At 56.8% G+C, this 12,528-nt stretch carries 13 protein-coding genes; 8 read left to right on the top strand and 5 right to left on the bottom strand.

All coding sequences use genetic code 11. The annotated features are described in order from the left end of the window. Positions 1-183 precede the first annotated feature (183 nt). The 4 genes from ACR0J8_RS07520 to ACR0J8_RS07505 all read left to right on the top strand — a co-directional run bounded on the left by ACR0J8_RS07520 (position 184) and on the right by ACR0J8_RS07505 (position 3,817). The gene (locus tag ACR0J8_RS07520; RefSeq protein WP_480523890.1) at positions 184-1,185 is read left to right on the top strand and encodes a DctP family TRAP transporter solute-binding subunit; all 1,002 of its coding nucleotides are present in this window, start codon (positions 184-186) and stop codon (positions 1,183-1,185) included. A gap of 112 nt (positions 1,186-1,297) precedes the next feature. Next, a complete protein-coding gene (locus ACR0J8_RS07515) occupies positions 1,298-1,975 on the top strand; it encodes a TRAP transporter small permease (protein WP_480523892.1) in 678 nt (225 codons plus the stop codon). Further along, positions 1,975-3,351 carry a TRAP transporter large permease gene (locus tag ACR0J8_RS07510; protein WP_480523894.1) on the top strand — a complete coding sequence of 459 codons (1,377 nt, stop codon included), beginning with the start codon at positions 1,975-1,977 and terminating at the stop codon, positions 3,349-3,351. The genes ACR0J8_RS07515 and ACR0J8_RS07510 overlap by 1 nt, the downstream gene beginning before the upstream one ends. 154 nt (positions 3,352-3,505) lie before the next feature. Continuing rightward, positions 3,506-3,817 carry a DMT family transporter gene (locus tag ACR0J8_RS07505; RefSeq protein WP_480523895.1) on the top strand — a complete coding sequence of 104 codons (312 nt, stop codon included), beginning with the start codon at positions 3,506-3,508 and terminating at the stop codon, positions 3,815-3,817. Here ACR0J8_RS07505 and tpiA read toward each other — a convergent pair whose 3' ends face one another. Together tpiA and ACR0J8_RS07495 are read right to left on the bottom strand one after the other, a co-directional pair. Continuing rightward, positions 3,818-4,567: a triose-phosphate isomerase gene (tpiA, locus tag ACR0J8_RS07500; RefSeq protein WP_170616806.1), complete on the bottom strand. Its 750-nt coding sequence runs from the start codon at positions 4,565-4,567 to the stop codon at positions 3,818-3,820. It lies immediately after the preceding gene. Positions 4,568-4,763: 196 nt separating this feature from the next. Then, positions 4,764-5,129: a HesB/IscA family protein gene (locus ACR0J8_RS07495; protein WP_170616808.1), complete on the bottom strand. Its 366-nt coding sequence runs from the start codon at positions 5,127-5,129 to the stop codon at positions 4,764-4,766. A gap of 213 nt (positions 5,130-5,342) precedes the next feature. On the opposite strand from ACR0J8_RS07495, the gene ACR0J8_RS07490 reads away from it, so the two are divergent. After that, a complete protein-coding gene (locus ACR0J8_RS07490; protein ID WP_170806265.1) occupies positions 5,343-5,681 on the top strand; it encodes a hypothetical protein in 339 nt (112 codons plus the stop codon). Positions 5,682-5,918: 237 nt separating this feature from the next. Here the strand turns inward: ACR0J8_RS07490 and ACR0J8_RS07485 are convergent, their stop codons facing one another. From ACR0J8_RS07485 to ACR0J8_RS07475, 3 genes are all read right to left on the bottom strand, one after another. Continuing rightward, positions 5,919-6,281 carry an SUF system Fe-S cluster assembly protein gene (locus ACR0J8_RS07485; protein WP_170616812.1) on the bottom strand — a complete coding sequence of 121 codons (363 nt, stop codon included), beginning with the start codon at positions 6,279-6,281 and terminating at the stop codon, positions 5,919-5,921. 95 nt (positions 6,282-6,376) lie between these two features. Continuing rightward, positions 6,377-6,655 (bottom strand): NfeD family protein, encoded by a 279-nt coding sequence (locus ACR0J8_RS07480; RefSeq protein ID WP_480523900.1) that lies wholly within the window; start codon positions 6,653-6,655, stop codon positions 6,377-6,379. After that, positions 6,655-7,545, bottom strand: a complete 891-nt coding sequence (locus ACR0J8_RS07475) for an SPFH domain-containing protein (protein WP_170616816.1) — start codon at positions 7,543-7,545, stop codon at positions 6,655-6,657. The genes ACR0J8_RS07480 and ACR0J8_RS07475 overlap by 1 nt, the downstream gene beginning before the upstream one ends. Positions 7,546-7,719: 174 nt before the next feature. On the opposite strand from ACR0J8_RS07475, the gene ACR0J8_RS07470 reads away from it, so the two are divergent. The 3 genes from ACR0J8_RS07470 (at position 7,720) to lon (ending at position 12,448) form a co-directional block, all read left to right on the top strand. Beyond that, entirely contained in the window at positions 7,720-8,631 is a 912-nt protein-coding gene (locus tag ACR0J8_RS07470; RefSeq protein WP_480523902.1) for a nucleoside hydrolase, read from the top strand. Between the two features lie 64 nt (positions 8,632-8,695). Further along, positions 8,696-9,826, top strand: coding sequence for a tRNA guanosine(34) transglycosylase Tgt (tgt, locus tag ACR0J8_RS07465; protein ID WP_480523904.1), 1,131 nt, complete (start codon positions 8,696-8,698; stop codon positions 9,824-9,826). Between the two features lie 213 nt (positions 9,827-10,039). Continuing rightward, complete coding sequence (gene lon / locus ACR0J8_RS07460) at positions 10,040-12,448, top strand: endopeptidase La (protein WP_480523906.1); 2,409 nt, start codon at positions 10,040-10,042, stop codon at positions 12,446-12,448. Positions 12,449-12,528 lie beyond the last annotated feature (80 nt).

The following is a 12,528-nucleotide window of genomic DNA, read 5'->3' as shown; positions in this document are numbered from 1 at the left end:
GGGGATCTTGAAATCTCAGGTATTAAGTTCACCTAGGTATTTGATAGAAAACAATAAAATATCAAAAGAACAGCCATGAAACAAAAAGTTGTGAGAAGAGATCTGATTCGGTTCACTTCGCGTCATGGGGCGCTGCAAGAGTGCCCGATGAAGGGTTCTAGGAAGTCTGGGAGGACAATACAGATGAAAATCCTGACAACAACTGCAACCGCGCTTGCGCTGACCGTGACGGCTACTGCCGGGATGGCGGCGTGCGAAGATGGCGAAATTGTCGTTAAGTTTGCACACGTGACCAACACCGACAAGCATCCGAAAGGCATCGCTGCCTCGCTGCTGGAACAACGCGTCAATGACGAGATGCAGGGCGTCATGTGCATGGAGGTCTATCCGAACTCCACGCTCTACAATGACGACAAGGTTCTTGAGGCAATGCTGCAGGGCGACGTTCAGCTGGCCGCCCCGTCGTTATCGAAGTTCGAAAAGTTCACCAAACAGTTCCGCCTGTTCGACCTGCCGTTCATGTTCAAGAATATCGACGCCGTGGATGCCTTCCAGGCCTCGGCGGACGGTCAGGCGATGAAAGACAGTATGCAGCGCCGCGGCCTGCAGGGTCTGGCCTTCTGGCACAATGGCATGAAGCAGATGTCGGCGAACAAACCGCTGGTTGACCCGTCTGATGCGGATGGCCTGAAGTTCCGGGTTCAGTCTTCGGACGTTCTGGTTGCGCAGATGGAAGCCATCGGTGGCAGCCCGCAGAAGATGGCATTCTCGGAAGTTTACGGCGCGCTGCAGCAGGGCGTTGTGGACGGACAGGAGAACACCTGGTCGAACATCTACGGCAAGAAGTTCTTCGAGGTGCAGGACGGCATCACCGAGACCAACCACGGTATCATCGATTATCTGGTCGTGACGTCGGTCGACTGGCTGGACAGCCTCGAGCCGGAAGTGCGTGATCAGTTCCTGACCATTCTGAGCGAAGTGACCGAGACCCGGAACAAGGAAGCCTTTGCCGTGAACGAAGCGGCGAAAGCCTCGATCACGGACGCCGGTGGAATAATTCGCGAACTGAACCCTGAACAACGTCAGGCCTGGGTTGATGCGATGAAACCCGTTTGGGACAAGTTCGCTGACGATGTAGGTCAGGAAAAGATCGACGCCGCTCAGGCAATCAACGCCGGGTTCTGATCCCGGTCCAGGCCGCGCGTCAGGGGACTGGGGAGTTATCGACGCGCAGGCCGGGCGGGCCGAAAAGGCCCGCCCCAATCCTTCTCAACAATAAAAATGTGGGGACAGATAGATGTCTGGTGCGAAATCCGGCCATGGCGGGCTGGTCGACCATATCGAAGAAACCCTGATTGCATTGCTCCTGGGCCTGATGACGGCCGTTACATTTGCAAATGTGATCGCGCGTTTCTTCTTTAATTCGAACATATTGTGGGCGCTTGAACTGACAGTGTTCATGTTTGGCTGGCTAGTGTTGCTTGGCGCATCTTATGCGGTGAAGAAACACGCGCATCTGGGGGTCGATGCCATCCTGAACATGCTGGCTCCGGCGCCGCGCCGGATACTGGCGCTGATCGCCGTCGCGTGCTGTCTGGTGTTTTCGCTGCTGCTGCTGAAAGGGTCGTATGACTATTGGGCTGTGTTTGCCGACCTGCCACCCACATCCGGACGCTGGTTCCCGACAGGGTTCGATAGCGGAGCGCGCAGCCAGAGTTTCTACGAAGTTGACGATATCCCTATGGTCGCGCCGCTGCGCTTTCTTGAGGGTCTCATCAACTATGGCGAGGAATACGAGAAGCTTCCCAAGGTGGTGCCGTATCTGGTGTTGCCAGTGTCCATGCTGCTGCTGGTGATCCGCTTTTCGCAAGTCGCAGTGCAGATCTGGCGCGGTGAAACTGACCGGCTTGTCGCCAGCCACGAAGTCGAGGACGAGATCGAAGAAGTCCGGGCTCAGCAAGGAGAGCATGACTGATGGATGTAGTTCTTCTTTTCTCGATGGTCATTGGCCTGCTGCTGATCGGCGTTCCGATCGCGGTGGCACTTGGCCTCAGCTCGACCCTGTTCCTGCTGATCTATTCCGACAGCTCGCTCGCCTCGGTTGCCGGTACGCTGTTTGAGGCATTCGAGGGGCACTTCACTCTGCTCGCGATCCCGTTCTTTATCCTGGCGTCGTCCTTCATGACGACAGGGGGCGTGGCGCGCCGGATCATTCGCTTTTCGATTGCCTGTGTGGGCCATTTGCCCGGCGGGCTGGCGATTGCGGGCGTGTTTGCCTGTATGTTGTTTGCAGCCCTGTCGGGGTCATCCCCTGCAACGGTGGTCGCAATCGGTTCGATCGTTATCGCTGGAATGCGACAGGTTGGGTATTCCAAAGAATTCGCGGCCGGTGTGATCTGTAACGCAGGAACCCTGGGTATCCTGATCCCTCCTTCGATCGTCATGGTGGTTTATGCAGCGGCAGTCGAGGTTTCGGTCGGCCGCATGTTCCTGGCAGGCGTCATTCCGGGCCTGATGGCCGGTTTGATGCTGATGGTAGCAATCTATGTGATGGCGAAGGTCAAGAACCTGCCCAAGGGCGACTGGAAAGGCTGGGGCGAGATATTCGCATCAGCGCGTGAAGCTGGTTGGGGCCTGTTCCTGATCGTGATCATCCTGGGCGGCATTTACGGCGGTATCTTCACGCCGACCGAAGCTGCCGCAGTGGCCGCAGTATATGCGTTCCTGATCGCCTGCTTCGTCTACAAGGACATGGGGCCGCTTAGCAGCGAGGGTGACGCGCAGAATATCTCGCTGTTGAAGAAACCCTATGCACTGGTCACCGCGCTCTTTCACCCGGATACCAAGCACACGCTGTTCGAGGCTGGAAAGCTGACCGTCACACTATTGTTCGTGATTGCCAACGCACTGATCCTGAAACATGTGTTGACCGACGAACAGGTGCCGCAGCATATCGCCAGCGCGATGCTGTCGGCGGGCTTGGGGCCGATTACGTTTCTGATTGTGGTCAACGTGATCCTTCTGATCGGTGGTCAGTTCATGGAACCCTCAGGCCTGCTCGTCATCGTTGCGCCACTGGTGTTCCCGATTGCCATCGAACTGGGCATCGACCCGATCCACCTGGGCATCATCATGGTGGTGAACATGGAGATTGGAATGATCACGCCACCGGTCGGCCTTAACCTGTTCGTGACCTCGGGCGTTGCGGGAATGCCTATGATGGGCGTCGTGAAGGCCGCGCTGCCGTTCCTTGCGGTGCTGTTCGTCTTCCTCATCATGGTGACGTACATTCCGTGGTTGTCGACCTTCCTGCCCAACACCTTCATGGGGCCGGAAATCGTGACCAATTAAACAGCGTCTAAATGACAACGCAAAAAACCGGGCGGCGCGATCCGCCCGGTTTTGTCTTGAAGAACAGAATTGAGTGACTATCTGCCGCTCAGAGGACGACCTCCCCAAAATGGGAAATTCTCCGGGACGGCCCGGGCAAAACGAGGTCTCTCATATGCCCTGGATCATTCTGTTAACTGCCGGACTGCTTGAAATCGTCTGGGCCTTTGCCATGAAGCAATCGGACGGTTTTACCCGGTTTTGGCCCACCGCGATTATGGGCGTGTCGATGTTGGGATCGTTCGCCCTGCTTGCGCTGGCAATGCGGACGCTGCCATTGGGCACAGCTTATGTCGTCTGGACAGGGATTGGCGCCGTTGGCGCGTTTCTGGTCGGTATCTTGTTTCTGGGCGAAGCGGTAACCGCCACGCGCATCTGCGCGGCGGTTCTGATCGTGGCCGGGATGATCACGATGAAGCTTGCCTGATCAGGCGTTTTCCAGTGCCTCGATGATCCCCGAGAAATCGGCGGCTTTCAGGCTTGCGCCGCCAACCAGCGCACCATCGACATTGGAGACGGCGAAAATATCTGCTGCGTTGCTAGGCTTTACCGAACCGCCATAAAGCAACCGGACCGAGCGCCCGACACCTTCGCCAAAGCGGCGCTCCAGACGCGCGCGAATAAAGTCGTGAACCTCTCCGATCTCGTTCAGAGTGGGAACTTTTCCGGTTCCGATGGCCCAGATCGGCTCATACGCGACGATCAGGTTTTCACCGGTCGACTGATCCGGAATGGACCCCGACATCTGGCCGCCAATAATATCAAGCGTATTGGCGGCTTCGCGTTGTTCCAGACTTTCACCAACGCAGATAACGGTCTTAAGACCGGCGTCCATCGCGACGCGGGCTTTGGCACGAATGTCCTCATTCTGTTCGGAATGATCCTCGCGTCGTTCCGAATGCCCCAGAATGACGGTCGTTGCGCCAGCGTCGACCAGCATGTCGGCGCTGATATCGCCGGTGTGGGCGCCGTTCGGGGCCGCGTGGCAATCTTGGCCGCCGATAGTAATGCCGGTTCCCTGCGTCGCCTGCGCGGCGCGGTGAACCAGTGTGGCCGGAGGGCAGATCAGAATATCGACAGTCGGGGCAGGGTGGGTGCTGGCCAGCACCTCAAGCTCGCCCAGCGCTTCGCTGGTTCCGTTCATTTTCCAGTTTCCAGCCGCCAGCTTGCGCCGCATCCCTGCACCTATTCATTTTGACATCATTTCATTTTCGGATAGCACCCTACGCCCCACCTGACAATTCCGCGCAAGGGGTGCTGGACGGTCAAACGCCGGAAATTCCGTCTGCGCCAATACATACGGCACACCTGTTCAATAGGTGGCCGGAAACCCGGGAACCTTGGGGAGAATGTTGATGCGACGCACAGACGCCTTATCGCTGTTCAGTCAGCGCCTCGTCGAACTTGATCGACTCGCCGCAGCCGCATGCATCAACAACATTTGGATTGCGGAACTTGAAGCCGGACTCCAACAGAGTGACCTCGTAGTCGATCTCGGTCCCGAACAGAAACATTTGCGCCATGGGTGCAATCATGACCCGTGCACCGTCCTGTTCGACAACCTCGTCGTTAGGGTCCGCCTGATCCACATAGTCCATGGTATATTCCATGCCGGCGCATCCGCCTTTTTTCACGCCGATGCGCAGCCCGGCATGTCCGGCCGAGGCCATCAGACGAGCAATCTGCTCGGCCGCCTTGGGCGTCATGGTTACAGCCTGTTTGCCAGGAATGCCAAACATCAGGGGATCTCCGTCGTCGCGTTGACACTAATTTAGGGCTTTCGATCACCGGGCTCAAGTGAGCGCGGCCTATGATTGCGAAGATTTGCTTTGAAACGGCCGGTTTGCGGGCACCGGTCGCCTTGCACCAGCGCCGCTGGCCGGATTAGCCTGATCCGAAGGGGCAACAGATATCCGTCCTTTGGTGCAACAACAGTCACGAGGTTTGCAAATATGGCAGTGCGGTCAAAATATCTGAAATCAAATGCGCCGCTGGCGCTGTTGGGGCTGAGTTTTGCCGTTTTGGCTGGCACTGCCTGGGCTGCGTCGGACGGGCCCAGACACCCTGTCAATTGCGCAACCGCTGAAGGCGATCTGCGCGCGATTGCCTCAGAAAAGAAGCATGCCGAAGACAAGCAGTTGGAAAGTGTGGCGGCAATTACGCCCGCGGGCGCATTGCTTGGTCTGGTAACCGGCACCGAAGGCAAAAGACTGCAAATGCTGTCCGGAGATTACGTCAAGCAATTGGACGATAGGGCAGCAGAGATCAAATCGACCTGCGGCAATCAGTAAATTGCAGTTTACCCTGAACGTTCTGGACCGCCCTCGGGCAAAAGCGGTCCAATATTCGGGCCGGAGATTTCAAGGAGGGCAGGCGATCCAGCAGCCCGTGCGAACGACAAATGGAATGCACTATTTCGTCGACACACCGATTTGTTGCGCAGGTGTATGAAAGTTTTGCTACAGCCGTGTAACAGTTGGATGACTTTTTGACGACAACAGATTGATTCTTGAGAAATAATTCTCTGGTCACATAAATCCGAGTTCCAGTCGGGCCTCGTCAGACATCATTTCCATTCCCCACGGTGGTTCCCAGGTCAGTTCGACGTCAACTTCCTTGATGCCAGCAACCGGCTCAACAGCTTCAACGATCCAGCCCGGCATGTCTCCGGCGACGGGGCAGCCCGGTGCGGTCAGGGTCATGATGACTTTGACTGCATTGTCCTCGGCAATCTCGATTGTGTAGATTAGCCCGAGATCATAGATATTCACTGGAATTTCAGGATCATAAACCGTTCGGCATGCCTCGACCACGGCCTCGTACAGGGGGTGTTCGATGGTCGAAGGGGCAATCAGCGGCGTGCCTTCAAACTGTTCACTGGGATGCGTCATTCTTGCCTCGGGTTTGTTACCTGAGAAAATATATAGGGAAAGGCCGGACCAGCGTCCAGTGCGGCAATGGCGCCCGCCTTGGGCGCCATCCCCGTTCAGTCATTGATATCGTGGTTGAACGTTTTGACCTGACCATGGGGCAGCGCGAATATACGCCGAAGAACCAGCCAGGACACCAGCGACAAAACCGCGAAGATCAGCAACAGTATCGGCAGCGAGGGTGGAAGCCCCGGCAAAATCAGCAGGATACCCGTGATTGCGGCACCGATGGCAAAGCCAAGAAAGATGAAACCCGGCAGCACGATTTCAAGGATTCCCAAGGCCAATGCGGCGGCCATCCAGATCCACCAGGTCAGCCAGAAGGGATCTGCCATCACTTTGCTCCTTTCAGCATCTTGAACGCATCACCGAAAGCCTCAAGGGCGTTTGCCGGTACGACGATCGTCTGTTTTCCGGTCCCGTTGCCCAATGCGTTAAGCGATTCGACCTGTTTCAGAGCGACCTGATACTGAGCGGCCTCGATGCCGTTGTCCTGAATTGCCTTGGCAACGACACCGGTCGCATAAGCCTCTGCTTCGGCTTGAATACGCCGGGCCTTGGCGGTTTGTTCCGCCGCATAAAGTTCGGCATCGGCCTGCAGTTCAACAGCGCGCTTCATGCCTTCGGCTTCGGTAACCTGAGCCCGGCGTGCGCGTTCGGCGTTCAGCTGCTGCAACATGGCGTCACGGGTCGCTTGGTCCAAATTAACGTCCAGAATTTCGGCGCGGGTCACTTCGATACCCCAGTCATCGACGGCTGTTTCGACACTTTCCTGGATTTGGGAGATCAACTGGGCGCGGTTCGACTGTACTTCATCCAGATCCATTTTGCCGATCTCAGCGCGCACGATACCTGCCACTGTGGTCGCAATCGCACCGTCGACGTCACGGATTCGGTAGACTGTCTTTTCAGGCTCAAGAATGCGGTAGAACACCGATGTATCGATCTGGACCAGAACGTTATCCTTGGTGATCGCATCCTGCGTCGCGTTTGGAAGCTGACGTTCAAGAATGGATATCTTGTGGCGCGCAACATCCAGGAAAGGAACGATAAAATTGATTCCGGGCCCCAAAACCGAGTGCAGCCGACCGAAGCGTTCAATCACGAACTTTTCGGATTGCGGGACGATTTTGATGCCCTTCAGGATGACGATTACGATTAGGGCCGCCGCGAGCAGGTAAATGATGTTCGATGAAAGCAATCCGATAATCTGATCTTCGGTCATTTCTGTCCTCTTTATTGTGTACTATGGTATACACTTGGGGGTTGAGTCGCCCGATTTCAACTCTGGTATGGACAGATTGGACTCGGATGCAAACCAGTGAAGGCGTCGAAGTTCGAGGGAAGACAACAGATGTGTCCGCTTTGCATCCTGTCATGATTGCGGTATCGGGCGCATATGAAACTGATTATCGACACAGATCCGGGAATCGACGATGCGATGGCTATTGCCTACGCCGCCGCCGCGCCGGAAATTGACCTGATTGGTCTGACGACCATTTTCGGAAACACGCATGTGCATCAATCCAGCCGTAATGCGCGGTTTTTGCTGCACAAACTCGGCCTTGATGCTGCAGTCGCGGAAGGCGCAGCCTTTCCGCTTGAGACGGACGCACATGTGCCGTCCGAACATGTCCACGGGCCGGAAGGGTTCGGAGACCTGACGGAGATCCCGCAGATCGGTGAAAACCATCCCCTGCCAGCGGCAGAATTTCTGGTCGAAATGGCACGCGAACACAAAGGCGAACTGGTCGTTTGTGCGGTTGGTCCGTTGACCAACATCGCCGATGCGATGCGCTTGGACCCGGAGTTTTCCCAAAATCTGGGTCGGCTGGTGATCATGGGGGGCGCCGTGTATTGCCCCGGAAACATCACCGCCCACGCAGAAGCCAACATTTACCACGATGCCCGAGCAGCGGATTTCGTTTTTGCGGCCCCCCCGAATACGGTTCTGGTTGGATTGGACGTCACGCTGAAGACCCTTTACCGGGGCGCGGACTTCGATGCGCTAGCCGAAAGTTCCCCAAACATGGGCGTCTTTTTGCGCGACATTTCAAAGTTCTACCTCAAGTTTTATAAGGAAATCGGTGGGTTGGAAGGATGCGGGTTGCACGACTCGACCGCCGTAATTGCATGCTCTCACGAACCGATGTTCGACATGGTCGAGACAGGCCTGCGCGTGATCGTCGGTGGGGAGGAAAACGGTGCCACGCGTCCAGACCCGTCCCGTCCCGCAATTCGCGTTTGCAGGGATGTCGACGGCGAAGGCGTTGTGGCGTTGTTCACGGAGCGCGTTGTCACTTTGCCCTGACGGGTTGCAAAGGGCAGGCGGATCAGGCAAATCCTGCCCGGTTCAGCGACCCCGAGGCGACACAATGACAGACCGTTTTTCCTTTGACCTAGAGGCCACCGACGGCAAGGCCAGATCCGGTGTGATCCACACCCCAAGGGGTGAGGTTCGAACGCCTGCTTTCATGCCCGTCGGGACAGCCGCGACCGTCAAGGCGATGATGCCGGAAAGCGTTCGCGCCACAGGGGCCGATATACTGTTGGGCAATACATATCACCTGATGTTGCGCCCCACCGCTGAGCGGATCGATCGCCTGGGCGGATTGCATAAATTCATGAACTGGGAACGGCCGATCCTGACGGACTCGGGCGGATTTCAGGTGATGTCGCTGGCCGGGCTGCGCAAGCTGACGGAAAAAGGCGTGACTTTCAAATCCCATGTCGATGGGTCAAAACATGAATTGACGCCCGAGCGGTCAATGGAAATCCAGCGGCTCTTGGGATCGGACATCGTCATGTGTTTCGATGAGTGCCCAGCGTTGCCAGCCGATCGGGACCGTATCGCAGAATCCATGCGCCTGTCGATGCGATGGGCCGACCGGTCGCGCGAGGCGTTCGGGGATCGTCCGGGCCATGCACTGTTCGGGATCATGCAAGGCGGGCTGGAACGCGACCTGCGCGAGGAAAGCGCCGAGGCATTGAAGAAAATCGGCTTCGAAGGCTATGCCGTCGGCGGTCTGGCCGTGGGCGAGGGGCAGGAAGCCATGTTCGACTGCCTTGAATACGCGCCGGACTATCTTCCCTCGGACAAGCCCCGTTACCTGATGGGGGTTGGCAAGCCTGACGACATCGTGGGTGCCGTCGCACGCGGGATCGACATGATGGATTGTGTGCTGCCGTCGCGGTCTGGGCGAACAGGGCAGGTTTTCACCCGTCGCGGTGTGGTCAACATCAAGAATGCCCGTCACGCGGACGACCCGCGCCCGCTGGATGAGGCCTGCAGCTGCCCGGCCTGTTCAAACTACTCGCGCGCTTACCTTCACCATGTTTTCCGTTCGAACGAGATGATTTCGGGGATGCTGCTGACATGGCACAATCTGCACTATTTTCAAGAGATTATGCAGGGAATGCGAGACGCGATTTCCGAAGGTCGGTTTGCGGCGTGGCAAGGTGACTTTCACGCGCAGCGTGCGGAAGGGGATATTGAGCCTGTTTAGGCGGCAAATCCGGTTGGGTTTCAACAAAATTCGTGGATATGTCCGCGCGACGCCTTGCAGTCGGTAAATCATCCGGTCATTCTGATTGCCGACAAACGGCGATGAGGTTGAAAACAGGCGGTCCGCGCCCCACCTTTATCGTCCAAGACAGGAGATGGCCAAAGGTTGCCTTTCTAGGGACCAGTGCCGTCTTGCCAATGATAAGGATTGAGCATGCAAGAGCCTCTGAATTCCTCATACCCCGTACTGCCTTTGCGCGACATCGTGGTTTTTCCGCACATGATCGTGCCGCTGTTCGTGGGGCGGGAAAAATCCGTCCGTGCACTGGAAGAAGTGATGCAGGACGACAAGCAGATATTGCTGTCCAGCCAGATTGATCCGGGTGACGACGATCCCACCATCGAAGGGATTTACCAATCCGGTGTTCTGGCGAACGTACTGCAGCTGCTGAAGCTGCCCGATGGCACCGTCAAGGTACTGGTTGAAGGGCAGGCACGCGTGCAGATCACCGAATTCCTCGAAAACGACGATTTCTTCGAAGCCCGTGCGGAGTATCTGACCGAAATTCCCGGCGATGTGACCACGACCGAGGCGCTGCTGCGCACCGTTGCGGACGAGTTCGAGCGCTATGCCAAAGTGCGCAAGAACATTCCCGAAGAAGCGCTTGCAGCAGTTGGCGAGACAACTGAGCCCGCCAAGCTGGCTGACCTCGTGTCAGGTCATCTGGGTATTGAAGTCGAGCAAAAGCAGGAGTTGCTGGAAACTCTGTCCGTCAGCGAACGGCTCGAGAAGGTCTACGGCCTGATGCAGGGCGAAATGTCGGTTCTGCAGGTCGAGAAAAAGATCAAGACCCGCGTCAAATCCCAGATGGAGAAGACGCAGCGCGAATATTATCTGAATGAGCAGATGAAGGCCATTCAGAAAGAGCTTGGCGATGGCGAGGACGGTAGCAACGAGGTTGCCGAACTGGAAGCCAAAATAGCCGAGACCAAGCTGTCGAAAGAGGCCCGCGAAAAGGCCGAAGGCGAGCTGAAAAAGCTCAAGAACATGTCGCCCATGTCGGCCGAGGCAACAGTGGTGCGCAACTATCTGGATTGGATTCTGGCTCTGCCATGGGGCACCAAATCCCGTGTCAAAAAGGATCTTGGCCGCGCGCAGGACATTCTGGATGCCGACCACTATGGTCTTGAGAAGGTCAAGGAACGGATCGTTGAGTATCTCGCGGTGCAGCAGCGCTCGAAGAAGCTGAAAGGTCCGATCCTGTGCCTTGTTGGCCCTCCGGGTGTGGGTAAGACTTCGCTTGGTAAATCGGTTGCCAAAGCCACGGGGCGCGAGTTCATTCGCATCTCGCTGGGCGGTGTGCGCGATGAATCCGAGATCCGCGGTCACCGTCGGACCTATATCGGCTCGATGCCCGGTAAGATCATCCAGGCGCTGAAAAAGGCGAAGACCACGAACCCGCTTATCCTGCTCGATGAAATCGACAAGATGGGGCAGGACTTCCGTGGCGACCCGGCTTCGGCAATGCTGGAGGTGTTGGACCCGGAACAGAACAGCACGTTCATGGACCACTATCTTGAGGTGGAATATGACCTGTCGAACGTGATGTTCCTGACCACGTCGAACAGCTACAACATGCCCGGGCCTCTGCTGGACCGGATGGAGATCATCCCGCTGGCCGGCTACACAGAAGAGGAAAAGAGCGAGATCGCCAAACAGCACCTGATCGGCAAACAGGTCAAGAACCATGGTCTGAAAACCAAGGAGTTTGATCTGACCGACGAGGCGCTCCAGAAGATCATTCGCATCTACACCCGTGAAGCCGGGGTGCGGAACCTGGAACGTGAGATCGCCAAGGTGGCGCGGAAATCGCTGACCAAGATAATCAAAAAAGAGGCTGAATCCGTCACGGTTACGCCGGACAATCTTGATGAATTCCTGGGCGTGCCGAAGTTCCGCTATGGTCTTGCTGAGCAGGACGATCAGGTTGGTGTTGTTACCGGTCTGGCTTGGACCTCGGTAGGGGGTGATCTGCTGCATATCGAGGCGCTGAAACTGCCCGGCAAAGGGCGGATGAAGACCACCGGCAAGCTGGGCGACGTGATGAAGGAATCCATCGACGCGGCCTCGTCTTATGTGCGGTCGATTTCACCTCAGATCGGTGTGAAACCGCCCAAGTTCGACACGTTGGATATTCACGTGCACGTTCCGGATGGGGCAACCCCCAAGGACGGTCCTTCGGCCGGTTTGGCGATGGTAACGTCGATTGTATCGGTCCTGACCGGAATTCCGGTGCGTAAGGACATTGCCATGACGGGCGAGGTGTCGCTTCGCGGGAATGCAATGCCGATTGGCGGTTTGAAAGAAAAGCTGCTGGCTGCCCTGCGGGGAGGCATCAAGACGGTGCTGATCCCGGAAGAGAACGAGAAGGATCTGGCGGACATTCCGGATAACGTTAAGGAAGGCCTCAAGATTATTCCGGTCAAGCATGTCTCGGAAGTTCTGGAGCAGGCACTTGTTCGCGCGCCAGATCCCATCGAATGGGACGAAGCGGCCGAGGAAGCAGCGGCAGCCGCCGCCAAGGCACCCGAAAGCACCGGACCGTCGGCGACTGCACATTAAGTTACCGGAAGTCAGGGCCGGGATACTGGCCACCTGAGAGAATATGGAGAAGCCTGCGGCAATTGCGGCGGGCTTTTTCA

The sequence above is a fragment of the Ruegeria sp. N11 genome, from assembly GCF_056531525.1.
This window is presented reverse-complemented; position numbering and strand designations above follow the sequence as displayed.